Here is a 24,407-nt window from a genome sequence, read left to right as displayed (position 1 = left end):
CCTAACTCGTCAATAAAAACGAATAATAATGATGTTAATAATAATAGTGTTTTGATTCATATTTAAAAAAAAAACCTCCCAATTGGGAGGTTCTATATTGTTAATACTATACAGCGCCTCACATTCTCATCGAATGATAATTGAAATGCTGTTAATAATTGTGTTATTGTTTTTCATAATTGAGACGCAAAAGTAATTAATTTTTATTTAAAATAACCAAAAAGAAATAGAATGAATGATAATCACTTTGGCTTTTTTTGCAAATAAACGTATGCATGCTTTACTAAATTGTTTTTTGTTACAATAAATGTTAATACAAGCGTAACTTTTTTCTATTTTCCTATTTTTCCCTTTGTAAGACGTACAAGTAAACACTTAAAGTTGAAATTAAGTTTATAGGCGTGTTAAATCAGTTTCTATTGTTAGATAAATTGAACGAGAGGTATTTATTGATTTTTGGGAGCGCAGAAAAGTAACACAGAGAAAACAACTAATAATAGTATTCTGTGCATAGAATTAATAGTTTTTTATAAAAATAAGGTAGCTGCAAATCATAGCCTTACGATGGATTAATCTGGTTTTTTTCGGCGTTACGAAAATAGTCAATCTTGTAATGAAACATATCTGCCATGGCTTTTGCTCTGTATTTGGCTTCATCTGCTAGCGGCCCATGGAATAATTGATCGGTAGTTTGTGTAAATAGTTCCATCCAACGGTTAAAATGATCTTTACCAATAGGGAGCTGCTTGTGAGGCGGAAAGGGACTCCCAGAATACGAATGAACTTCTAGCAAAATAGTTTCCCAAAATCCATACATTTTTTCTAAATGTTCCGGCCAACGGTTGCCTATTTTTTCGTTAAAAATAGGCCTTATTATTTCGTCTTTTTGCACTTGAGCATAAAAAGTATTGACTAAGAGTTTAATATCGTCTAAGGAAGCAATATCGGTTTGTGGTATCATAATTTCTATAAAAAAAGCCTACGCAAAGGTAGGCTTTATGTTTGATTGTAGTAATGTCTATTTTTCTTTTGGCGGAAATTGTTCTAGAATTTTAGTAACAAATTCGTTGATTCGTTCTTCTTTGTCTCTACGGTTTTGAGTTAAGTTACCAACACCTTCACCTTGCCAAATGAGTTCTTTCTTTTTAGCATCAATCAAGTCAATAAAAAGGGTGCCCTCAGTTGAAGTGCTAGCAATTGTATTTTGTCCTCCCCACATGAAAGGATTCCAGCCCCATCCCCAGCCATAACCCCATCCAGCGTTAAACTGATTGACATCAACTCGTTCTCTTTCTTTAGTGAAAATATTTATAAGTAAATCTGGATTTTCACTCTTAGTCATTCCTTTTGCACTTAATTCACGGTCAATAGCGTTTAAGATTCGTTTTTTATCCAGCTGTGATATTTCAACTTTATCGATTCCATTTTTGTGAAAAGCATACGTCTTGTAGGCGGTAAAATCAGCTTTATTATCAAAATCAGAGTACACTCTAACCGAACTGCAGGAAGCAAATACAAAGAGTAAGAGTACGGGAATAAATTTTAGTGTTTTCATAATATTTTATTTTAGTGTTTCAAGTTTGAGGTTTCAGGTTTGAAAAGTTTAACTTGAAACCTGAAACTATAATAAATCTTCGTCAACTACATTAGGGATGGTAACTTTCAATAAAGGTTGCGTTTCCATGGCTCTTTTTATAGCAAAAATAGCTCCTTCGTTTCTTGCCCAGCTTCGTCTTGAAATTCCGTTGTTTACATCCCAAAAAAGCATTGATTCTAAGCGTTTTGAAGCTTCTTTAGTTCCATCAAGAACCATACCAAAACCACCATTAATTACCTCGCCCCAACCAACACCGCCGCCATTGTGAATTGAAACCCAAGTAGCACCGCGAAAGCTATCGCCAATGACGTTTTGGATAGCCATATCAGCAGTGAATCTTGACCCGTCGTAAATATTGGATGTTTCTCGGTATGGAGAATCGGTTCCAGAAACATCGTGATGATCTCGACCTAAAATTATGTAGCCAATTTCTTTGCGAGCAATTGCTTGATTGAAGGCTTCGGCGATTTTAATTCGTCCTTCGGCATCAGCATATAGAATTCTGGCTTGTGATCCAACCACTAATTTATTTTCTTGCGCACCTTTAATCCACTGAATATTATCCGCCATTTGTTGTTGGATTTCTTCTGGAGAGTTTTTCATCATTTCCTCTAGAACAGCACAGGCAATTGTATCGGTTTTTGCTAAATCTTCAGGATTTCCTGAGGCGCAAACCCAACGGAATGGTCCAAATCCGTAGTCGAAACACATTGGTCCCATAATATCTTGAACATAACTATTGTATTTGAAATCGATGTGATTTTCGGCAAAAACATCTGCTCCAGCGCGAGAAGCTTCTAATAAAAAGGCATTTCCATAATCGAAGAAATACGTTCCTTTTTCAGTATGTTTATTTATCGCAGCCGCATGACGACGCAATGTTTTTTGAACTTCTTCCTTGAATTTATCAGGATTATTTGCCATTAAATCATTGGATTCTTCGAAAGTATATCCGATTGGATAATAACCTCCAGCCCAAGGATTGTGCAGTGAAGTTTGATCAGAACCTAAATCGATATGCAGGTTTTCTTGGTCAAAACGTTCCCAAACATCAACTATATTTCCAAGGTAAGCAATAGAAACTACTTCATTATTTGCCAAAGCATTTTTAACTCGTGGCACTAATTCATCAATATTTTCAATAATTTCATTAATCCAACCTTGTGAATGACGAATGTGTGTAATTTTTGGGTTTACCTCGGCACAAACTGTAACGCAACCAGCGATATTTCCTGCTTTTGGTTGTGCGCCACTCATTCCGCCAAGTCCAGAAGTAACGAATAATCCTCCTTTTGGAGATTTTTTTATTTTTCTGAATCCGTTTAAAACCGTGATTGTAGTTCCGTGAACAATTCCTTGTGGACCAATGTACATGTAGCTTCCGGCTGTCATTTGTCCGTATTGAGAAACGCCCAAAGCATTCATTTTTTCCCAATCATCTGGTTTGGAATAATTTGGAATAACCATTCCGTTAGTAACAACAACTCTTGGCGCTTCTTTGTGAGATGGAAATAATCCCATGGGATGACCTGAATACATCGCTAATGTTTGTTCTTCGGTCATTTCTGTCAAATATTTCATCGTCAATAAATACTGCGCCCAATTAGAGAAAACTGCTCCATTACCACCATAAGTAATTAGTTCATGTGGATGCTGGGCTACGGCATAATCCAAATTGTTTTGAATCATCAACATAATGGCTTTTGCTTGTTCGCATTTTCCAGGATATTCATAAATTGGTCGTGCGTACATTTTGTAATCAGGACGTAGGCGATACATGTAAATTCTTCCGTAAGTTTCAAGCTCAGCTTTGAATTCGGGAAGTAATTCCGCATGATGTTGAGGTTCAAAATAGCGCAAAGCGTTTTTTAGTGCTAATTTTTTTTCATCATCCGAAAGGATCTCTTTTCGCTTTGGCGCATGATTAATTTCGGTTTGTGTCGTTAGGTCAGCTAATCGCTTTATGTCATACGGTTTTGGATTTGGTAAAACCGAAGGAATTCCTTGTACTATTTGTTCTTGAAAAGTCATTTTTAATGTAGATTCGTTATTTTTTGATGTACAGTTTTGTTAAAGAAGCACTTACTTCTTATAAAAAAATGCAACGACTAAGGATAACGAATATCCGACCTATGGTAGGATTTGTGAATTTTGATTCTATATTTCTGTGAACAAATATCCATGTTATGCTTGTGTTTTTTAAACTGACACTCTAGTAGTGTTTGTTATTTAGATTCTAAAATGTAATTACTTTTTATTAGTTCCTGTTTTTTTATCAAAGCCGTAAGGACAATGTCTGCAGTTGTTTTTACAACAATAACCTCGTTTAAGGTGGTGTTTTTCGGTAAAACATTTATATCCTTCTGGTGTGTAATAGAAATCTTCCCCTTCTATCAATTTATTTTCATTACTTTGGCTCATTATTTTTTCATACTACTTTGGAAAATATAATTTTACAATTCCACAAAATATTCGTTTTTTAAGGTTTTGTATGACTACAAATTTATAAATTTTAGTGCTAATGTTTTTGATTGTGTCCAAATATTTAATTCCAAAAGGATATCGTGGATTAACGATTTTTCCTTTTGTGATAGTAAAATTCAGGGAAGATAAAGAAAATCCAATTTTACTAAATCATGAACGCATACATATCAGGCAACAAATAGAGTTACTTATTCTCCCTTTTTATATTTGGTATCTCTTGGAGTATTGCATTCGATTGTTACAACTCAAAAATAGTTATCTCGCTTACAAAAACATTTCCTTTGAGCGAGAATGTTATGCAATGGAGCAAAATTTAGATTATTTAAAAAAGCGTCCTTTTTTTAATTTTTTTAAATATCTCTACACCTAATTCAGTTCGGTATTTTTTTCCATCTCTTCTTGATAGTTTTATGTCATCAACAGGTAAAAATCTGAATTTATTTCACTTTTTGTAATTTTAAATTTGAAAGAAAAAACATAATTTTTATTAAAAAATATGTATTTTATCGACAAAATATACACTTTATCGTTTTTTTTGTTCTTTTGTAATTTATTTTTTTTGTAGCTTTATAAAATAAAATTCTGTTTCATGCTATTGCTTCTACTATTTTCTTCTAAGATTTCGAAACAAATTAGCTGAGCTGTTTTTATAAAAAAAGAAATTTAATATCTCTTAATTTAAAAGCTTATGAACACATCAATACTTCAAAAAGGAGCTTTCTTTTTTCTTCTCATTTTTTTTCAAAATGAAAGTATGGCACAACTGTATGTTAGTCCAAATAGTTATGTATTTGCTACAAATGAGGTGGTTTATGTAAAAGAACAAGTAGAGCTCAATGCAACTACGAGCAATTTCTATTTAAGAGATAGTGCTCAGCTGTTACAAGGTACAACAACTAATAGTGGTAATAGCGGATTAGGGAATTTGTCGGTTTATCAAGAAGGATCGACTAATAATTTTCATTATAATTATTGGTGTTCACCAGTAGGATCAAGTCTTGCAACTGTTGGGAATTCAGCTTTTTCTATTACACAACTCAAGGATGTTGCGAGCTTGACAGGATTTAATAATCCAGTTATTTTAGCAACAAATAATTACAATGGTACTGCTAGTCCTCTAGCTATTGCACCTTTTTGGGTTAATAAATTAATAGGCTCTTCAAATTATGGGAATTGGACAGCAGTAGGTGGTGCTGGGACTTTAAATGCAGGTGAAGGCTTCTCTATGAAGGGAACGTCTGGAACCAACGCAATCACTGTAAATGGAGTTCAAAACAATCCAGGAAGCAAACAGCGTTATGATTTTAGAGGAAAACCAAATGACGGTACCATATCAATACCTGTGGGAGCGTTACAATTTACGCTTACAGGCAATCCCTATCCATCTGCAATTGATCTTGCCGCATTTTTGATAGAACAAACAAATTGTACAGGAATTGCTTATTTTTGGGAACAAGATAAAACAGTAAACTCACACTATATTGCTGATTATAAAGGAGGTTACGGTACTTATTCCCCAGTGGCCAGAGGAGGAACTGGTATTTATGTTCCAGCTACTTTTTTTTCCTATGATGGATCTGGAAATCCTGGACCTTCAACAGGAGTAGGTACTGCTTTTGAAAGAAGATTTTCACCAATAGGTCAGGGGTTTATGATAGATGGTGTTGTAAATGGCGCTGTTGAAATGAAGAATAGCTACAGAATTTATGTAAAAGAAGGAGTGGCTAACAACTCACAGTTTGAAAAATCAACAAACAACCCTAAAACCAATACTGAAAAAGATTATTTATCAAAAATAAAATCAATATCTGGATTTGATTATAAAACCGTTAGTGTGGCTCCAACCCCTCAAATTAGATTAAATACTTTAATGAATAATCAAGGTGTAAGGCAACTTGCATTAGCATTTGTACCTGAGGCTACAGATGGACCTGATCGTGCTATGGATGCTATGTCAAGTAGTGAGAACTCTCCTACTGATGTATATTTTTTAATTAACAATATAGAATATATAATTAATGCCACCAATTTTGACATTAATAAAAAAATTCCAATAGGTTTTCGAAATACAAAAACAGCTATTTATAAAATTACTGTCAAGGATATTATCAATTTTCCTGATGTGGATGCTATTTTTTTGCATGACAAAGTAAAAGATACCTATCACGACATTAAAAATAGTTTCCATGAAATGGAATTACCAGCTGGGAAAAATAACACACAATTTGAAATTACTTTTAAAGACAACAAAACATTAGATGTTGATGGTGTTGCTAAAGAAGATTTTATAGTTTATCAAAACAATCCATTAAAAAGCTTAACCATAAGCAACCCAAATGGGCTTGAGCTTGCTTCTTGTGGGGTGTATGATGTTGCTGGAAAGTTAATTTTTACTCAAGAGGACTTGGGGGATCAAGCATCGTATTCGTTTTCGACCGCTAGTTATGGTGACGGAATTTATATTGTAAAGTTGACTACTAAAGACAATAAAGTTTTCGGAAAAAAAGTAATCATTAAAAATTAATTTTAATAGCACACAAATTCTGAATGCAATCTGAGAAGGTTGCATTTTTTATACATTTTAGTTTTACCTTTGTATTAAAATCAAATATTTTGAATCAAAAGGTAGCGAAACTGTTCTCTAATTCCATTGAATTATACATCAAAAGAGAGGACTTATTACATCCATTTGTATCAGGAAATAAATTCAGAAAGCTTAAATATAATATTCTTGAAGCTAAGGAATTGCAAGAAAAACAGTTGCTCACTTTTGGAGGAGCATTTTCAAATCATATTGCGGCTGTAGCTTATGCAGGGTATGAAAATGGTTTTAAAACTATTGGTATTATTCGAGGGGATGAATTAAAGAACCAAACGGTTCTAAATCCCACATTAGCGTTTGCAAAGCAATGCGGAATGGAATTTGAGTTTGTTTCAAGATCAGATTATCAGCATAAGAATGAACCAGAAAATCTTGCAAAATGGACCGAAAAATGGGGAGCTTTTTATATGATTCCTGAGGGTGGAACTAATGCATTAGCCATACAAGGATGTCAGGAAATAGTAAATGAGGAGGATAGTTATTTTGATTATATCTGTTGCTCCGTTGGAACAGGAGGAACTATTTCAGGTATTATAAATAGTATTTTGCCACATCAAAAAGTTTTAGGATTTCCTGCTTTAAAAGGTGATTTTTTGAAAGAGGAAATTTGTAATTTTGTAAAGAAAAAAAACTGGGAGTTACAAACAGATTATCATTTTGGGGGTTACGGCAAGGTAAACGATACTTTGATACAATTTATCAATCAGTTTTATCAAGATTTTAAAATACCTCTAGACCCTATTTATACTGGAAAAATGGTTTATGGAGTTCTTGATTTGATGGAGAAAAATTATTTTCCCGAAAATTCGAAAATTTTAATGATCCATACAGGAGGTCTACAAGGTATTCAAGGCATGAATATCAAGTTAAAAAACAAACAATTACCAACTATTAATATCCATGTTTAAAAAATATATAGTCTTGCTTGTAGTGCTAGTATTAGCAAGTTGTAATGCTACTAAACCTGTCATTGTAACTAAAAAAAGCACACCAAGAGCAAGTGTTCCAACTGTTGTAAAGGGCAAACCCGAAACTAATAGATCAGCTAAAAAGCCGGATACCAAAGTACCAACAAAACCAAATGTTTCGGTATCCCAAAAAACGAAAACAACGGCAAATAATGCACCAAAAGAAGTTATAGTTTCTACCTCTAAAACGGTTGTGACCAGTGATATAATTACCTTGTATGTTTCTAAATTTAAAGATATTGCTATGGGTAATATGAGAAACTACGGCATTCCAGCGAGTATTATTTTGGCACAAGGAATCCTTGAATCTGGAGCAGGCAACGGTGATTTGGCCTTGAGTGCTAACAATCACTTCGGGATTAAATGTCATGTGGGTTGGACAGGAGAATCAGTCAATCATGATGATGATGCCTCTCAGGAATGTTTTAGAAAATATGAAAATCCATCAGAGTCTTTTAAGGATCATGCACTCTTTTTAACGAGTAGAAACAGGTATTCTAAATTATTTGAAAATCAAAAAGGCGATTACAAGGCTTGGGCCAAAGGTTTACGAGCAGCTGGTTACGCCACAGATCCTAAGTATCCTGATAAATTAATTTCATATATAGAAAGATACCAGTTACATCAATACGATGATTTGGTTTTAGGGATCAATTCAAATGCTAAAATTAAGGAAATTACAGATGAATTAAATATTTCTAATAAGGAGTCAGTAGTTTGGAATTCTGACAGTTATGAAGTTCAAAAAGGAGATACTTTATATTCTATTGCAAAGAAATTTGCCTTACAAGTAGAGGATTTAAAACAAAAAAATAATCTTACTGATAACGCACTCGCTATTGGTCAGCGGTTAATTGTAAAATAAGTATAAACACATAATTAGTATTCATTAGATGTTATATAAAAGAAGTAGTCAGCTTTTTGCTGAAGCAGAAAAAGTAATTCCTGGAGGTGTCAATTCTCCTGTTCGTGCCTTTAAAGCAGTAGGTGGTACGCCTATTTTTGTAAAAAGTGCCAAAGGTGCTTACCTGTATGATGAAGATGGAAATAAACTAATAGATTACATCAATTCATGGGGGCCAATGATTTTAGGCCATGCGTATGAGCCTGTTGTTGAAGCTGTCGTTGAAAGAGCAAAATTAGGAACCTCTTTTGGGATGCCAACTGAGCTTGAAACTCAAATTGCTGCTTTAGCCGTTAAAATGGTACCCAATATTGATAAAATTCGTTTTGTAAACTCAGGGACCGAAGCCTGTATGAGTGCCATCAGACTAGCACGTGGGTATACCAAAAGAGATAAAATCATAAAATTTGCAGGTTGTTATCACGGACATTCCGATTCTTTCTTGATTCAAGCAGGAAGTGGCGCTATTACCTTTGGGTCTCCTAATAGTCCAGGGGTAACCGCTGGAACGGCTAAGGATACTTTGCTAGCACGATACAATGACTTATCCAATGTAGCTGAATTAATTACAGCAAATCCTAATGAAATTGCAGCCATAATTGTTGAACCTGTGGCGGGTAATATGGGTTGTATTCCACCTAAAGAAGGTTTTTTAGAGGGCTTACGCCAATTGTGTACAGATAATGGAATCCTACTTATTTTTGATGAAGTAATGACCGGTTTTAGACTTGCATCAGGCGGAGTTCAAGAGCTTGTTGGAGTTACTTCAGATATTGTTTGTTTTGGAAAAGTAATAGGTGGAGGTTTACCTGTAGGTGCCTTTGCAGCACGCGCTGAAATTATGAATTATCTTGCGCCATTAGGTCCTGTTTACCAAGCAGGAACTTTGTCTGGAAATCCATTGGCAATGGCCGCAGGATTAGCCATGCTACAAGCCTTAGATGCAGATAGAGACGTGTTTAATCGATTAAAAGACAAAACAGCTTACTTAGCAGCAGGAATAGATAGAGTTTTGCGCAATAACAACGTGGTGTTTACAATAAATACCATTGGATCTATGATTTCAGTGCATTTTGATGAAAACGCAGTAGTAGATTTTCAAACAGCTGCAAAAGGAGACAATGAAACCTTTAAGAAATTCTTTCATGGCTTACTCCAAGAAGGAATTTACATAGCGCCTTCTGCTTATGAAACTTGGTTTATTACCGATGCGCTTACGTATGAAGATCTAGATTTCACCATTCAAGCCATCGATAAAGTGTCTAAAACTTTTTAAAAAAAGGATTGACGTAAAAAATATTTACATAAAAACGCCCCCAAAAAGTTAGATACTATTCGGGGGTGTTTTTTATAAAATAATCATTTATTTTCTGTGAGACTCCATTCTATTTGCTTTTTTGCCATGCTGATACGCTAGTCTTTTAGCAGCTCGCTGGTGTCTTTCTGTTCTTGAAGCATCCCATTTTTTAAACTGCTCGTTTGAAAGAATTTTTTTCATTCGTTCTTTCATCACTATTTGATTGTCTAGCATTTGGTTTTTAAGATCAAAACGCTCATTAGATGTTAGTTGTTTTTTTTCTGCCGTTTTGTTTGCTTTTCTATCAGCAAGCAGCGCTTCACGTTTAGTGCTTTGTTCTGCAAGAAGTGTACTAATTTCTTTTTGCTGCGATGCATTAAGATCTAGTTCCAGAGTCATTTTCTTGACCTGTAAGGCTCTTTTTTGATCAGTACTCATGCGTTCCATTTTAGCACCCTCAGTTCTTGTTTTTCTTTCTTGAGCTTGACTTGTTATTCCAAAAGCCAAAACCATTACAATCAATAATTTTTTCATTTTTTTTAGTTTTAAAGTTTATTGCTATAGGACAAATACAAAACAAAAAAGTTTAATACTTAACAAAAAATTATCTAGAAAATGGTTGTTATGGAGGATTATTTCTTTCAATTTTAGTAATATAGAAACGCTTTTTTAAGTTTATATACTTTTTTTTCAACAGAATTGGATTGTATTTACCCGTTCTTTTTACTCTTTTTTTTAAATGTAAAGCATGAGAATTTTAAAGTGTAGTAAGCAAATTACAGTTTGATTTTCATTGGATAACCAAAAAAAATAGATTTGGTAAAACCAAATTAAATATCGTTTCGTAAATGTTTGTATAACCAAATAAAAAAAACGATGAAAAAGAAACAACTTAATTTAGGCTTTGCTTCCTTGCTAGGAGTAGCATTTTTGTCCCTTACGGCAATTTCATGTAATGACGATGATTCAAATAGTTCTAATAAACCTGCAGAAGCAGTTGCGCCTGATGTAAATTTTACAGCTTTGGCAAGTAATAACACTATTATTACTTACAACGCACGTACATTGAGCGCACCTATTGCAACAGTGCCTATTGTAGGATTACCAGCAGCTGAGAAAATTGTGAGCATTGATTATAGACCAGCAACGGGACAGCTATACGGATTGGGTTCATCAAGTCGTTTGTATTTTATAAATGAAAAAAGTGGTGTTGCAACTGCACTTGGGGCTACTTCATTTGCACCTGTTTTAGCATCTGCAAACGCGTCGATAGATTTTAATCCTACTGTTGATAGAATAAGATTAGTGACAGATTCTGGTCAAAATTTAAGATTACACCCAGAATTGGGAACTGTTGTTGCTACAGACGGAGTTATCAATGGTGGTATCAGTCCAAAAATTGGCGCCATTGCATACACTAACAGTATGGCGGGAGCTGCCACAACGATGTTGTATGATATTGACTTTGAACAAGATAAATTATATTTACAAACCCCTCCTAATGATGGTGGATTACAATTGGTGGGTGATCTAGGAATAAACTTTGAAGGCCAGGGCGATATGGATATTGTACCTGATAATTCTACTGCATTAGCCGTGACTAACAATAATAATGTTTCTTCTTTATTTTCTATTGATTTAACAACTGGTAAAGCTGCAAACATAGGGAAGTTTGTGGAGCAAATTGTAAGTATTGCTTTTAAAACAAATCCTATTGCTTATGCTACTACAAGCTCAAATATGTTGTTTCGTTTTAATCCAACAACTGGAACTAATAATTCAGTTGCTTTAACAGGTTTAGCAACAAATGAATCTATCGTAGGTCTTGATTTTAGACCTGCAAATGGTGGATTGTATGCGGTATCAAATCAAAGTAGACTTTTTACAGTGAATACCGCAAACGGTGCCTTAACTGTTGTAGGTTCTACATTTGGAACTGCGTTAGTAGGGACTGCTTTTGGTTTTGATTTTAATCCTACTGTTGATAGAATACGTTTAGTTAGTAATACAGGTCAAAATTTACGTTTACACCCAGATTTAGGAACGGTTGCAGCAGTTGATGGGAATTTAAATCCTGGAACTCCAGCTGTTACTGCGGGTGCTTACACAAATAATATAGCGGGTGCAACAACAACGGTTTTATTTGTAATAGACTCACAAACAGATACTCTTTTCCGTCAAGATCCACCTAATAACGGAACTCTTGTATCCATAGGAAGTTTAGGAATTAATGTAGATGCTGATAGCGGATTTGACATTGGAGGAAACAGTACTACAGCATTTGCATTGCTAAAAGTAAATAATGTTACCGCTGTATACAGTATCAGTCTAGCTACAGGTGCGGCAACAAAAATCACAGATGTAAATGTTCAAGCTACTGCAATGGCTTTAGGTTTAGGTTTTTAATATTTAGTTAGTTTTGTTTTGAATTAGTAAGCCGACTCCTTGCAGGGAGTCGGCTTGTTTTTTTGATTACTTTTTTATTTTAAAAATGCAATGCAAAACCAATGTTTAACTGGAACGTGTTGTCGTAAAACTGTTTGTGTGTTGCAAAATTATATCGTATTCCAGGTTCTATACTTACATTTTTGCCTAAAAATAGTGCATAGCCTATTTGTGTTCCTACGTAGGTAGGATTTAAATCAGCTTGACCAAAACCTATACCATTATACGAAAGTTCAACAGGAATCATGCCTTTGATATAATATTTAGCACCAACTTTGTAGGCAATTGGATTACCTACACCATCAACTTCTCCATAACCCAATCCTAATTTTAATGCTAGATTGTCTTTTATAAAATAGCCACCTTCTGCACCAATGTTAAATGCGTTTACACCATCTGTATTGCTAAAATACAAAGCTGTAGAACCTACATTGTTACCAAAACCAGTATTGGCTTCAATAAGCCATTTTCTTTTTAAGAGCTGACTGTCTTTTGCTTGTCCATTTGCAAATGCAAATGCGCACAATGCAAATAATGTTGCTGTAATTTTTTTCATATCTATTTTTTTGAAGTAAAAGTAGAAATTAAACTTAGTTACGTATGATTTTTAAGACAGATTTAACTTTCGTGTCTGCTTCGAAAAATGCGTCAGCTAACTGCAAGTGTTTTTAATGCATCTGCTACACTTTTTACTTGAACTAACAAAATGTATAGTTGATGTTGCTTTTCTTTTTCTAAAAAGCACAAAATAAATGCTGTTTATAGCATTGAAAGCATGATATTTATCAGTTTTTAAACGGTTTTCTTTCGCGATTTTTGTGGTTTATATATAAAACTCATTTTAGCATGACTACACGTAAACCACTTCATACCTTTCATATCCCAGTTATGGGACTTGCTTATACGATTGATAGCCCGATACGAGTGGCTAAGTATGGAATTTCCTCCGTGATTTCAATTATGGATGATGAACTTATCGAAAAAATGAATGCTTTTTACAGTAAGAAATTCGATTTGCCGTATCAGGAAATTACCCAAAAAATACATGACTATCGGGCAGAACGTATTGCTTCTTATCTGAATTTGGTAGACAAAATCGTGAAGGAAAAATTCGAAAATTTCAAAACAGAATTATCCGAGAGTAAATCAGCTTTGGAAAATTACATCACCATGCTTCCTAACAAATCAGAGATTAAAGCAGGTCTACAAAACTTGATGCAGGACGGTTTTGCTTTTAAAGAAAATATCAAAAATTATCTCGAGAAAAATCTTTTCCCAGGTGATATTGATGTTAATATTATGACCAAATTAGATAAGGACAATTTTATCAAAGACGAACAATTGCCAATTGCTTTTAATGATGCACATGCAGCACTTCGCGGGTTTGTGAACAGTACGTTAGAATCTTCGGTTGTTTTATCGGCTGGGATGAACCCAAGATTATACAGCTACTTCGAAAGTTTTTCAGCTTTCTTTCCAGATAAAAATAATACACTGAAAAAGAAAATTACACTAAAAGTGAGTGACTTTCGTTCGGCTATGATTCAAGGGAATTTTTTGGCTAAAAAAGGACTTTGGGTTTCTGAATATCGAATCGAATCTGGACTGAATTGTGGCGGACATGCTTTTGCTACTGAAGGTTATTTGTTGGGACCTATTCTGGAAGAATTCAAACAGAAAAAAGAGCAATTGATTCAATCTGCGCATGAGTTGATGGTGAAAGCATTGGGACAAAAAGAAATGCATGTTCCACAACATCCTTTGGATTTAAAAATTACGGTTCAAGGCGGCGTAGGAACTGCTGAAGAACACGATTTTCTATTGAATCATTATGAGGTAGATTCTGTGGGTTGGGGTTCACCGTTTTTGTTAGTTCCTGAAGCTACTTCGGTTGATACACACACCAGAGCACTATTGGCTGGAGCCAAAGAAGATGATTTTTATTTAAGTCAGATTTCGCCGTTGGGGATTCCTTTCAATACATTGCGAGGCACAACGAATGAAAAATTAAAATTGAAACGAATTGAGGAAAGCAAAGCAGGAAGTTCGTGTCCAAAACGATTTTTGGCGTTAAGCAAAGAATACGATGCCAAAGGAATTTGTACATCTTCTAAGAAATACCAAGATTTAAAACTAGAAGAATTACTTCTCGAAAAAAATATTTTAACTGCGGATGCTTTCGAAAAAAAGAAAAATAGTATCACGGAGAAAGCCTGTCTTTGTGTGGGTTTAGCCAATGCTTCGTATCTTGAAAATGAAATCAAGATAAAAGGACAGGCGCAAGGTGTAATCATTTGCCCAGGACCTAATATGGCGTATTTTGATAAAGAAGTTTCGCTGTCTAAAATGGTACAGCATATTTACGGAAACGCTTCTGTATTGACGGTTATTGATCGTCCAAATCTATTTGTGAAAGAGTTAAAAATGTATTTGGATTATCTTAAAAATGAAATTTCAGCGGTTACCGAAGAAATAACTTTGGGACAAATTAAAAAATGGAATTCGTTCAAAAATAATTTGCTAGAAGGGATTGAATATTATGAAGATTTATTTTCAAAAACTTCATTTTTTGAAAGCATTAAAAATCAGATGCAGAGTCAACTTAATATTTGTAAAGGCGCATTAATTGCTATCGAGATTCCAAATTTAGTGACAGCTTAATAAAAACAGACTTGAATTTATTCAAGCTTATTGAAAACAAAAAAAAGAGCTTCAATTGAAGCTCTTTTTTTATAAATATAGTTCTCGAATAAACTTATTCTTTTAATCTACAAGATTTTACATCACCATCAACTACAACTTCGGTCATCCCTAATGATGAAAGGTTTTTCATGGCTTTGTCCCATTTTTTACCACTCAATTGAGATTGGATTTTCAATAAACCAAATTCCATTTGATTGTTATTTACTTGTAAAAGTGTTACAATTAATTTTTCGTCTTCTTCAAGCTCAATTTTTACTTGTTTTTTCTCAGGACGCATTTGTGGAAACAACAATACTTCTTGAATAGAAGAATTATTAGTTAAAAACATCATCAAACGATCCATTCCAATTCCTAATCCAGACGTAGGTGGCATACCATATTCCAATGCTCTCAAGAAATCTTCATCAATAGTACCGTTCGCTTCGTCATCACCTTTTTCTGCTAAGCGCATTTGGTCCTCAAAACGCTCTCTTTGATCAATAGGATCATTAAGTTCTGAGTAGGCATTGGCAACTTCCTTTCCACATACCATTAATTCAAAACGTTCTGTAAGTTCTGGATTATCACGGTGTTGTTTACAAAGCGGAGACATTTCTTTTGGATAATCAGTAATAAACGTAGGTTGAATGTAGTTTCCTTCGCATTTAGCGCCAAAAATTTCATCAATAAGTTTTCCTTTCCCCATGGTTTTGTCTACATCAATGCCCATGCCTCTAGCTGCTTCAAACAATTCGGCTTCGTTTTTACCAGAAATATCAAAACCGGTAAAATGCTTGATAGAATCCGTCATGGTAACACGCGCATACGGTGCTTTAAAATTTACCGTATGTTCGCCAAAAGTAGCTTCGCTAGTTCCATTAACCGCTATGGCACAATGCTCTAGTAGGTTTTCGGTAAATTTCATCATCCAGTTGTAGTCTTTGTAGGCTACATATATTTCCATAGCGGTAAATTCCGGGTTGTGCGTTCTGTCCATTCCTTCGTTACGAAAGTTTTTAGAGAATTCATAAACCCCATCAAATCCACCTACAATCAATCTTTTTAAATACAATTCATTTGCAATACGCATGTAAAGCGGAATGTCAAGTGAGTTGTGGTGTGTAATAAACGGTCTAGCCGCAGCGCCACCAGGAATAGGCTGTAAAACAGGAGTTTCAACCTCAAGGTATCCTTTGTCATTAAAAAAAGAACGCATAGCGTTAAACAATTTAGTTCTCTTAATAAAAGTAGCTTTTACATGATCATTAACCGTCAAATCTACATAACGACGGCGGTATCTTTGTTCAGGATCTGCAAAGGCATCGTAAGTTTTTCCGTCAGCATCTGTTTTTACAACTGGTAATGGTTTTAGAGCTTTAGATAGAACACTAAGTTCATGAACATGCACTGATATTTCGCCTACTTGAGTCTTAAAAACCGTACCGCGCACACCAATAAAATCGCCGATATCCAATAATTTTTTGAAAACAACATTGTACATCGTTTTCTCCTCATCATTTGAAATATCATCGCGAGAAATGTATACTTGTATACGTCCTTCGGCATCTTTTAATTCAGCAAATGAAGCTTTCCCCATAATGCGTTTTCCCATCAATCTACCTGCTAAAACTACCTCTTTGCCTTCGTACTTTTCAAAGTCAGCAAGGATTTCGCTTGAGTAAACTGTTGTAACAAATTCTGCTGCAGGATAAGGCTCAATGCCTAGGTTTCGCAATTCTGTGAGTGCCTCTCTACGTAATATTTCTTGTTCAGATAATGCCATTATATGCTGTTTTTAAGTCCGCAAAGATACTATTTAAGTTTTAAAAATTAAAGTTTATCAAGGACCCTTTTTTTTCTTTTTTGATGCACACAATCATCTTTCAATTGGCGTCTATTCCTGCTATTCGCTCTATCTTTTTTTCTTGTAAAAACAAGAAAAAAAGGATGCCGCTGCTATCAGGGCAATACTAGAAAATTTATTTTTTTCAGGAGTCTAAAAGTAGTATAATTCATGTATATTTGTCTTTAATATATCACCCTAACTCTTATGAAAAAATACTTAGGCTTAATAGGCCTCATTTTATTGACAAGTTGTCAAATTACCGAAACACTTACCATAAACAGTGATGGATCGGGTAAAATAACTCAAGAAGTTTTAAGGGATGAGCAAAGCTATCAATTGTTAGTGGGAGAGGAATATTCTAAAGAAGAAGAATACCAAGATACTACCTATGTTTTTAAGGGTGTCATCGCTAAAAACCAAGAAACTTTTTCGAGACTGACAAAATTTGAAAAAGAGGTTTTCGAAAAATTCAATCCAGTAACGGTTCATATAAAAAAGAGTTCAATCGAAAAACATTTCAAAACTACTTTTACGCAAGAATTTAAGGTGGTTGAAGAAGTGGCCGACCTTTTAAAAACCGAAAATTATGTAAGTGATATTATTCATAATTATGCATTGGCTGCCGAGGAACATTATTTTAGTGTACAATATAGCTATGATGGTAATATTTTCAAACGGATTGTTAAAATCACAGATCCAGAAAGACTTAAAACGGAGCAAGCAAGAGTAGAGGCTAACAAAAAATATTACGCTTCATTAAAACTTGTAGAAAATTTTGTGCTCAAATACCAGTTTCCATTAAAGATAAAATCGGTTTCAAACCCAAATGCTAAAATTAGTTCTGATCAAAAATCATTGCAATTAGATTTTAAAATCACAGATTGTCTGTACAATCCAGACAGTACTAATCTGGAGGTGGTTTTGGAGTAATAATGAGTTCGGATTCTTTTGTAAAGAGTTTGTATCTTTGAAAAAAAATAATATGAAAAAAATAGCAGTATTTCTTTTGGTTCTCATTTCAATAGTGAGTTGTACCATAAAAGAGAAAATGGTAATAAATGAAAACGGTTCAGGAACATTTTCGTACGGATTTGATATGGCTGCTTTATTAAAAATGGGAGGGCCAAAAAGTGACTCTGCAAAAGTTTCTAAAAATGTAGATACCGTTTTTACATTCAAGGAAATGTTTGCAAAAATGAGTGATAGCATTGGTAAACTCTCTATCGTAGAAAAAGAGCAGTTAAAATTACTTGAGGATTTTAAAATCAATTTAAAAGTAAATGAAGAAAAACAGCTGTTTGAATACAATATGGCATTTGATTTTGCGTCTTTAGATAGCTTGAAAAATATGGTGTCTCCTCTAAAAAGTGCTGAGGTTTTGTCATTATCAGATAAAAGGTTAGGAGGTAAGGTTTCTAAAAAATCAGAGGACGAGAATGATTTCAGAACTTCGTTTGTTTATGATGGTACTAGTTTTGAAAAGAAAGTATTAGATAAAAATAATAAAGAAATAAAAAATGCAGTGTCTACTTCTAAAAATAAAAAAAAGAGTGCTAAAAAAGAAGCTGATGATGAATTCTCAAAAAAAATGCAGGATATGTTTAAGGAATGTAAATATTCTTTAGAATATCATTTCCCAAAAAAGATAAAAAGCATCTCATTAAAGGATGCTAAGATTTCAGAAGATAAAAAAAGCTTTGTTGTTGAGGTACCTATAGAAAACTTAAAAGAGAATAGTGATCAACTAGGATTTAAAGTGCTGTTTGAAAATTAAATAAAATGAACAAAGAAATCCAACTTCAAGACCTAGGAAATAATGATTACAAGGCTACTTGGGAATACCAAGAAGAATTATTCAAGGGTATTGTAGATTTAAAAATTCGGAATCGTCGAGAGGAACTTGAATTGGCTACGCCTAATTATTTTCTTTTTGTAGAGCATCCGCATGTATATACACTTGGTAAAAGCGGTGACTTGACTAACTTGCTTTTATCTGAAAAGCAACTGGAAGCCAAAGGAGCTACTTTTTATAAAATTAATAGAGGCGGTGATATTACCTACCACGGCCCAGGACAAATAGTAGGCTACCCAATTATCGATTTAGAAAATTTTTTCACAGACATTCACAAGTATCTTCGTTTATTAGAAGAGTCAATTATTCTTACGCTACAAGAATACGGTCTTGCCTGTGGGCGCAGCGAAGGGGAGACAGGTGTTTGGCTTGGTGTAGGAACACCATTTGCTAGAAAAATATGTGCCATGGGAGTTCGAGCATCACGATGGGTTACCATGCATGGGTTTGCATTGAATGTAAATGTAGACTTAGGTTATTTTGATAATATTATTCCTTGTGGTATAAAAGGAAAAGCTGTGACTTCACTAAATGTGGAGCTAGGAGTAAAAGAAGTGAATGAAAGTGAAGTGAAAGAAAAAATCCTGCATCATTTTAAAAATCTTTTTGAATGTACTTTGGTTAAAGAATAAATTTTAAAAAGTTCATAGACTTATTTTCTAATTTATAAAAAGGTATAGATGAACTCAAGTTTATTTTTCAATTATCAACTTGTTTGTCTTAAATAAAACTTTTTTTGATTATATATAGGTAGAGTTTTTCATGAAATATACAACTTCATATAGGCTTCATTGAAAGTTTTAAAAAAGTATAATTCTAGTAATTTGATTGGTTATTCTATAAATTAAGCTTTAATTGCTCAGGTAAAAGTCTAAAACTCAAACGATGGTATTTTGTGATACCATATTTTTTTATAGCCTCTCTATGGTCTTTAGTGGGGTATCCTTTATTTTTATTCCAGTTATACATAGGGAATTCTTCATGAATACGGTTCATGTATTCATCCCTATATGTTTTGGCTAATATTGAAGCAGCAGCTATACTTTGGTACTTTGCATCACCTTTTATTATACATGCACTTGGCGTGTTAGTTAAGAAGTCTATTTCATCTGCAGTAAAAAGTAAGCCGCCGCGATTTTTAATTCCAGTTTTAGGTAAAAAAGGAGAGTTGCCATCTATAATTATGGATAAAGGCTTTGGATTTAATTTTAATACGCATTCCTGCATGGCTTTTATTGATGCGTTCAAAATATTTATGTCATCAATAATAACAGGTTCAAGATGTGTTACAGCATAGGTCAGCGCTTTTTCTTGAATAATAGGTCTTAATTCATTTCTGTTTTTAGCAGATAATTTTTTACTATCGTTCAACAAAGGAATAGTGCAGTTTTCAGGAAGTATTACTGCGGCTGCTGTAACAGGTCCAGCTAAACAGCCTCTTCCGGCTTCGTCAGCTCCTGCTTCTAGGGATGTATTCAAAAGGTGAGATAGCAACATATATTTTTTTTGTAAAATTATAATTAAAATTGATGATTGACATTTAATTGGCTAATATGTTTGAATTTTACAATGATTTTTAATTACAAGTTTGAAATGTTTATTTTATAACAAATGGCGTTTGTGCTGATTTTTTAATTATGAACTATGATGCACTTAATCATTAACTCAAATTAGAAATTGTTACACAAATGCTTTAGCTACCTATTTAAGATAGGAGTTATTAATGTTGGTTGTTTTGGGTGAGTCAAATTTGTTAACTTACTTGATGTGCGGCTTATCTGTTAGAATATTAAAAGTCTGGGATTTATAAATAGAATAAAGAATGAAATGACAAATTTATTTATTTAGTGCATCGTTTTTAATTCAATACTAATTCGATATAAAATTTTTGATATGAAGTATATAATGTGTTTAATATTGCTAATATAAGTATCATTGGTTTATTGAATTGTTATCTCATAAAGTTGATTTAAAATTAAGGTGCAAATCACAAGCTTATTTTTTTTATAAATGCGTTCAATTCCTTAATAGCTTATTAGGTTAAACTTTTTATGGCTATACTCACGCTTAAAATGATTAAGAAAGAGAAGTGATCTTATAATTATTTCAGTTCCTGCTATTGACAGGCAGATTTTAGAAGTTTTGAATTGTGCAGAACTAAATTTCTATTTGTACAAGAGCAATTAAATTTAGTAATACTATTTAAATTTGATTTAATATAACAATTGGATTAGTAATTTTTTTTTAATTAGTTTAGTTATTATTAGAACAAATAGTTATTAAATAAGTACAGCGTTATTAATTGTAAGATTTAACTCTCTTTATTTATCAAAGTTTAGTCAAACTTCATGAAAAACCCCTTTTGTAGAATTTTAAATCACTACAAAAAAGATTTTTTTTTTATTAAACTAAACAAGGGTTACTTAAAAAAGGGTGTTAAATCACTAAAAAAACTACAAAAATATAAGTTTATTCATATTTTTATGTAATTCTGCCTTTTTTTAACAATCAATTACGGACTTTGACTGAATTTATAATGTAATTAATATTAACTATTAAAAGTTTGTTAATTAATAATTAATTAATAGTTTTGTGTTTTAACAAACTCAAAAAAAATAAATTTATGAGATCAAAATTCAAATGGATTTTTTCGTTGCTATTGGCACTGTCAATGCAATTTGCTTTGGCACAGGAGAGAACTATTACGGGGACTGTAACAGATCCTACAGGACCACTTCCCGGTGTTAACGTTTTAATTAAAGGTTCAAAGTCTGGTGTGCAAACTACTTTGGATGGTAAGTATTCGATTAAAGCAAAAATTGGAGATGTTTTAATTTTCTCTTTTGTAGGGATGCAAGATTATCAAGCTACTGTTGGAGCTTCTAGCTCTTTAAATGTTAAAATGAAGGACTCCAGCGTTAATCTACAAGAAGTTGTAGTTGGAGCATATGGTAGAACTTCTACAAAAGCAAAGACTATAGGTGCTACTTCTACTGTTACTGCTAAAGTTCTTGAAGGAAGACCTAACGTGAATGTTCTTCAGTCTTTACAAGGACAATTAGCAGGTGCCAATATAGCATTAGCATCTGGTCAGCCAGGTACTAATAAAATTGATATCATCATTAGGGGAGCTAGTTCGCTAAGTGCGAGTCTTGATCCATTATTTGTTATTGATGGTGTACCACAAACTCAAGCATTCTTTAGAAACTTAAATTCAAACGATATTGAAAGTGTTTCAGTTTTAAAAGATGCTTCTGCAACTTCTATTTATGGTAATAGAGGTACAAATGGTGTAATTGTTGTTACAACTAAAAAAGGAGATTTCAAATCTGATCTAGCAGTAACATATTCTTCTTCTTATGGAGTAGCTGAGTTTAGAGGTGATGATTACAATCTAATAGACGCAAGACAACATTTGAACTTACAAAAAACTCTTGGTGTTGGTCCTGGTGCTACTGGTGTTGGTCCTGGTATTACAGTAGATGTAAATAATATTAATAGCTACGCTGTAAACACAGATTGGAAAAAAGTCTTCTTCAGAACGGGTAAAACGAATAGTCAAGACGTTAGTTTTTCACTTGGAAGTGAAAACACTAGAAGTTATACTTCATTTAGTTATTTTGAGCAAGAAGGTATTGTACCTACAACTGATTTTAAGAGATTTACGTTCAGATCTAACTTTAATGGTAAATCGGCAAACAATAGATTTACATACGGAACAACTTTCACGGGCTCATTTTCTAAAAGAAAACAGTTAGAACAAGAAACTAGAGCAGGAATTAGTGATAACGTTTTACAAAACCCACTTAATGGTTACTTATTGTCGCCAACTTACTTAAGAACTGATACTTACAAGAGTGGTCAACAGTTATTTACCCAATTTGGTTCTCCACAGGGTGCAATTACTCCATTCATGTTGCAAGATTTATTGAACGGAAATAATGCACCGAGTTTCTTCCAAGAAGTTAAAACTATAGGTTCTGCTAATGCTGCTTATAAGTTGACTAAAAACTTTACTGTAAAATCTACTTTTGGTGTTGATTATGCCGAAGATAAAAGAGTTTTCGCAATTGGACCAGAAGCATATTTATCTGTTGCAAGAGCTGTTGGAGCAGGCCAGCCATTTCATGGTCTTGAAACGCAAAGATCTAACAGGGAATTCTCTTTCAATTTAGTTAATCAATTAAATTATAAAATTGAAACGGGTAAACATTCATTAGATGTTTCAGCATATATGGAATATTTAAAAGCACACAGAAGATCATTTCTATTTCAACAGATTGGTTTAAATCCTTTGGCTTGGGTTCCAGGTGCTGGTACTGGATACATTCCATATAGTTTGGCTTTACCTTTCACTTATGCTCCAACAATTGGTGCTGGTGCAGTAAATACAGGATTGTTTTCATATTTTGGCGTTGCTGATTATGATTATGATGGGAAATATGGTATATCTGCAACACTTAGAAGAGATTCGAGTCCTAAGTTTATAAATGAGTACAAGTGGGCCACTTTCTATTCAGTAGGAGGTAGATGGAATATTAGTAAGGAAAACTTTATGGCTAACAGCAATTTCTTTACTGATTTGAAATTGAGAGCTTCTTATGGTACTTCTGGAAATCAAAACATCACCGCGAGAGATGAGGATAGTGATCAAGGTGCTATTTTCAATTCTATGCAAATTGTTCGTGATTTAAATTCTTCTCAGCAAGGTTATGGTAATGCGCCTTCGTTCGGTATAGCTAGTATTGCAAATGTTAATGCAAGATGGGAAACTGTTGCACAAGCAAACATTGGTATTGATTTTAACATTAAAAACAGATTGTCAGGTTCTGTTGATGTTTATCAGAAAAAAACAACCGATTTGTATACTAATATACCAATTTCTTACGCAAATGGTATAACCAATCTTGCAGGTAATAATGGTGAACTTGGTAATAAAGGTGTAGAGTTATCTTTAAGATATGAGGTATTAAAAAATACTGATTTTAAATTATCGGTATATGCTAATGGGGCTTACAATAAAAATGAAATACTTAATTTAGGAGTATTGGATAATGGTTCAGGACTTCAAAACATCGGTGCAATTCAAGCTAATGCAATTGGTGGTCCTTCTAATCAATATTTTGTTGTTCCTTACAAAGGAGTAAATCCTGCAACTGGTAACTTGTTGTTTACCGATATTAATGGTAACGATACTGAAGCTCCTACTAATGCTGATAGAAGATTAACAAATAAAAATAGGCTGCCAGTATATCAAGGTGGATTTGGATTAAATTCTTCATACAAAGGTTTTTTCTTAGATGCTGCTTTTGCTTACTCTGCTAAATTCTTTAGATTCGATGTTGATTATCAATCATTAATGGATGTTAGAAATGTTGAAGAATATAGAGTTTCTGCTGATTTATTAAATGCATGGACTCCTACAAATACAAATACTGATGTACCTTCATATGCTGTGAACAACCTTGATGCTACCGATATTTCGGATAGATTTTTAAGAGATGCTTCATTCATACGTCTAAGAAACTTGAGTATTGGTTATAGCGTACCAGCTAAACTTTTAAGTCAAACATTTATCAAAAGTGTTCGTTTTAGATTACAGGGAGAAAATATACTAACATTTACAAAGTGGAAAGGTTTTGATCCAGAAACTTTTAGAGCTACTACAACGGGTTATTTTCCAACTCCAAAACTTTACACTTTTGGTGTAGATATTAATTTTTAAATAAT

General features: G+C 33.5%; 18 protein-coding genes. 10 read left to right on the top strand and 8 right to left on the bottom strand.

The window, feature by feature from the left end:
* Positions 1–559: 559 nt before the first annotated feature.
* From LQ189_RS12005 to LQ189_RS11990, 4 genes are all read right to left on the bottom strand, one after another.
* Positions 560–961, bottom strand: a complete 402-nt coding sequence (locus tag LQ189_RS12005) for a group III truncated hemoglobin (RefSeq protein WP_230157399.1) — start codon at positions 959–961, stop codon at positions 560–562.
* Between the two features lie 57 nt (positions 962–1,018).
* Positions 1,019–1,555 (bottom strand): DUF4136 domain-containing protein, encoded by a 537-nt coding sequence (locus tag LQ189_RS12000; RefSeq protein ID WP_086455261.1) that lies wholly within the window; start codon positions 1,553–1,555, stop codon positions 1,019–1,021.
* A gap of 66 nt (positions 1,556–1,621) precedes the next feature.
* Positions 1,622–3,628 (bottom strand): urocanate hydratase, encoded by a 2,007-nt coding sequence (locus tag LQ189_RS11995; RefSeq protein ID WP_230157397.1) that lies wholly within the window; start codon positions 3,626–3,628, stop codon positions 1,622–1,624.
* A gap of 216 nt (positions 3,629–3,844) precedes the next feature.
* A complete protein-coding gene (locus tag LQ189_RS11990) occupies positions 3,845–4,018 on the bottom strand; it encodes a DUF5522 domain-containing protein (protein ID WP_220485246.1) in 174 nt (57 codons plus the stop codon).
* 751 nt (positions 4,019–4,769) lie between these two features.
* On the opposite strand from LQ189_RS11990, the gene LQ189_RS11980 reads away from it, so the two are divergent.
* The 4 genes from LQ189_RS11980 to hemL all read left to right on the top strand — a co-directional run bounded on the left by LQ189_RS11980 (position 4,770) and on the right by hemL (position 9,831).
* The gene (locus LQ189_RS11980) at positions 4,770–6,605 is read left to right on the top strand and encodes a T9SS type A sorting domain-containing protein (protein WP_230157395.1); all 1,836 of its coding nucleotides are present in this window, start codon (positions 4,770–4,772) and stop codon (positions 6,603–6,605) included.
* An 89-nt stretch (positions 6,606–6,694) separates the two neighbouring features.
* A complete protein-coding gene (locus tag LQ189_RS11975) occupies positions 6,695–7,591 on the top strand; it encodes a 1-aminocyclopropane-1-carboxylate deaminase/D-cysteine desulfhydrase (protein ID WP_230157393.1) in 897 nt (298 codons plus the stop codon).
* Positions 7,584–8,516 carry a glucosaminidase domain-containing protein gene (locus LQ189_RS11970; protein ID WP_230157391.1) on the top strand — a complete coding sequence of 311 codons (933 nt, stop codon included), beginning with the start codon at positions 7,584–7,586 and terminating at the stop codon, positions 8,514–8,516. The genes LQ189_RS11975 and LQ189_RS11970 overlap by 8 nt, the downstream gene beginning before the upstream one ends.
* Before the next feature lie 28 nt (positions 8,517–8,544).
* Positions 8,545–9,831, top strand: a complete 1,287-nt coding sequence (gene hemL, locus LQ189_RS11965; protein ID WP_230157386.1) for a glutamate-1-semialdehyde 2,1-aminomutase — start codon at positions 8,545–8,547, stop codon at positions 9,829–9,831.
* A gap of 87 nt (positions 9,832–9,918) precedes the next feature.
* On the opposite strand, the gene LQ189_RS11960 is transcribed toward hemL, so the two are convergent.
* Complete coding sequence (locus LQ189_RS11960; protein ID WP_230157385.1) at positions 9,919–10,386, bottom strand: hypothetical protein; 468 nt, start codon at positions 10,384–10,386, stop codon at positions 9,919–9,921.
* Positions 10,387–10,728: 342 nt separating this feature from the next.
* Here LQ189_RS11960 and LQ189_RS11955 point away from each other — a divergent pair, with 342 nt between their 5' ends.
* Positions 10,729–12,258 (top strand): DUF4394 domain-containing protein, encoded by a 1,530-nt coding sequence (locus LQ189_RS11955; RefSeq protein ID WP_230157384.1) that lies wholly within the window; start codon positions 10,729–10,731, stop codon positions 12,256–12,258.
* A gap of 79 nt (positions 12,259–12,337) precedes the next feature.
* Here the strand turns inward: LQ189_RS11955 and LQ189_RS11950 are convergent, their stop codons facing one another.
* Positions 12,338–12,853 carry a porin family protein gene (locus tag LQ189_RS11950; RefSeq protein WP_230157383.1) on the bottom strand — a complete coding sequence of 172 codons (516 nt, stop codon included), beginning with the start codon at positions 12,851–12,853 and terminating at the stop codon, positions 12,338–12,340.
* A gap of 290 nt (positions 12,854–13,143) precedes the next feature.
* On the opposite strand from LQ189_RS11950, the gene LQ189_RS11945 reads away from it, so the two are divergent.
* A complete protein-coding gene (locus tag LQ189_RS11945; protein ID WP_230157377.1) occupies positions 13,144–14,958 on the top strand; it encodes a hypothetical protein in 1,815 nt (604 codons plus the stop codon).
* A 94-nt stretch (positions 14,959–15,052) separates the two neighbouring features.
* On the opposite strand, the gene lysS is transcribed toward LQ189_RS11945, so the two are convergent.
* Positions 15,053–16,762 carry a lysine--tRNA ligase gene (gene lysS / locus LQ189_RS11940; RefSeq protein WP_230157375.1) on the bottom strand — a complete coding sequence of 570 codons (1,710 nt, stop codon included), beginning with the start codon at positions 16,760–16,762 and terminating at the stop codon, positions 15,053–15,055.
* 267 nt (positions 16,763–17,029) lie between these two features.
* Between lysS and LQ189_RS11935 the strand changes: the two genes are divergently transcribed.
* The 3 genes from LQ189_RS11935 to lipB are packed head-to-tail and all read left to right on the top strand — an operon-like array spanning position 17,030 to position 19,309.
* Positions 17,030–17,755, top strand: a complete 726-nt coding sequence (locus tag LQ189_RS11935) for a hypothetical protein (protein ID WP_230157373.1) — start codon at positions 17,030–17,032, stop codon at positions 17,753–17,755.
* A gap of 52 nt (positions 17,756–17,807) precedes the next feature.
* Entirely contained in the window at positions 17,808–18,599 is a 792-nt protein-coding gene (locus tag LQ189_RS11930; protein WP_230157371.1) for a hypothetical protein, read from the top strand.
* Between the two features lie 5 nt (positions 18,600–18,604).
* Positions 18,605–19,309: a lipoyl(octanoyl) transferase LipB gene (gene lipB / locus LQ189_RS11925; RefSeq protein WP_230157369.1), complete on the top strand. Its 705-nt coding sequence runs from the start codon at positions 18,605–18,607 to the stop codon at positions 19,307–19,309.
* Between the two features lie 205 nt (positions 19,310–19,514).
* On the opposite strand, the gene LQ189_RS11920 is transcribed toward lipB, so the two are convergent.
* A complete protein-coding gene (locus LQ189_RS11920; RefSeq protein WP_230157367.1) occupies positions 19,515–20,174 on the bottom strand; it encodes a ribonuclease HII in 660 nt (219 codons plus the stop codon).
* A 1,126-nt stretch (positions 20,175–21,300) separates the two neighbouring features.
* Between LQ189_RS11920 and LQ189_RS11915 the strand changes: the two genes are divergently transcribed.
* Entirely contained in the window at positions 21,301–24,402 is a 3,102-nt protein-coding gene (locus LQ189_RS11915) for a SusC/RagA family TonB-linked outer membrane protein (protein ID WP_230157365.1), read from the top strand.
* Positions 24,403–24,407 lie beyond the last annotated feature (5 nt).

The sequence above is a fragment of the Flavobacterium sp. CECT 9288 genome, assembly GCF_918731615.1.
Lineage (GTDB): Bacteria > Bacteroidota > Bacteroidia > Flavobacteriales > Flavobacteriaceae > Flavobacterium.
This window is presented reverse-complemented; position numbering and strand designations above follow the sequence as displayed.

What these genes read in the sequence shown, in the direction of transcription:
- LQ189_RS11960 (WP_230157385.1), bottom strand. Translation starts at nt 10,386, where the DNA reads ATGAAAAAATTATTGATTGTAATGGTTTTGGCTTTTGGAATAACAAGT.
- LQ189_RS11930 (WP_230157371.1), top strand. Translation starts at nt 17,808, where the DNA reads ATGAAAAAAATAGCAGTATTTCTTTTGGTTCTCATTTCAATAGTGAGT.
- lysS (WP_230157375.1), bottom strand. Translation starts at nt 16,762, where the DNA reads ATGGCATTATCTGAACAAGAAATATTACGTAGAGAGGCACTCACAGAA.
- lipB (WP_230157369.1), top strand. Translation starts at nt 18,605, where the DNA reads ATGAACAAAGAAATCCAACTTCAAGACCTAGGAAATAATGATTACAAG.
- LQ189_RS12005 (WP_230157399.1), bottom strand. Translation starts at nt 961, where the DNA reads ATGATACCACAAACCGATATTGCTTCCTTAGACGATATTAAACTCTTA.
- LQ189_RS11990 (WP_220485246.1), bottom strand. Translation starts at nt 4,018, where the DNA reads ATGAGCCAAAGTAATGAAAATAAATTGATAGAAGGGGAAGATTTCTAT.
- hemL (WP_230157386.1), top strand. Translation starts at nt 8,545, where the DNA reads ATGTTATATAAAAGAAGTAGTCAGCTTTTTGCTGAAGCAGAAAAAGTA.
- LQ189_RS11980 (WP_230157395.1), top strand. Translation starts at nt 4,770, where the DNA reads ATGAACACATCAATACTTCAAAAAGGAGCTTTCTTTTTTCTTCTCATT.
- LQ189_RS11935 (WP_230157373.1), top strand. Translation starts at nt 17,030, where the DNA reads ATGAAAAAATACTTAGGCTTAATAGGCCTCATTTTATTGACAAGTTGT.
- LQ189_RS11920 (WP_230157367.1), bottom strand. Translation starts at nt 20,174, where the DNA reads ATGTTGCTATCTCACCTTTTGAATACATCCCTAGAAGCAGGAGCTGAC.
- LQ189_RS11915 (WP_230157365.1), top strand. Translation starts at nt 21,301, where the DNA reads ATGAGATCAAAATTCAAATGGATTTTTTCGTTGCTATTGGCACTGTCA.
- LQ189_RS11955 (WP_230157384.1), top strand. Translation starts at nt 10,729, where the DNA reads ATGAAAAAGAAACAACTTAATTTAGGCTTTGCTTCCTTGCTAGGAGTA.
- LQ189_RS11970 (WP_230157391.1), top strand. Translation starts at nt 7,584, where the DNA reads ATGTTTAAAAAATATATAGTCTTGCTTGTAGTGCTAGTATTAGCAAGT.
- LQ189_RS12000 (WP_086455261.1), bottom strand. Translation starts at nt 1,555, where the DNA reads ATGAAAACACTAAAATTTATTCCCGTACTCTTACTCTTTGTATTTGCT.
- LQ189_RS11950 (WP_230157383.1), bottom strand. Translation starts at nt 12,853, where the DNA reads ATGAAAAAAATTACAGCAACATTATTTGCATTGTGCGCATTTGCATTT.
- LQ189_RS11945 (WP_230157377.1), top strand. Translation starts at nt 13,144, where the DNA reads ATGACTACACGTAAACCACTTCATACCTTTCATATCCCAGTTATGGGA.
- LQ189_RS11995 (WP_230157397.1), bottom strand. Translation starts at nt 3,628, where the DNA reads ATGACTTTTCAAGAACAAATAGTACAAGGAATTCCTTCGGTTTTACCA.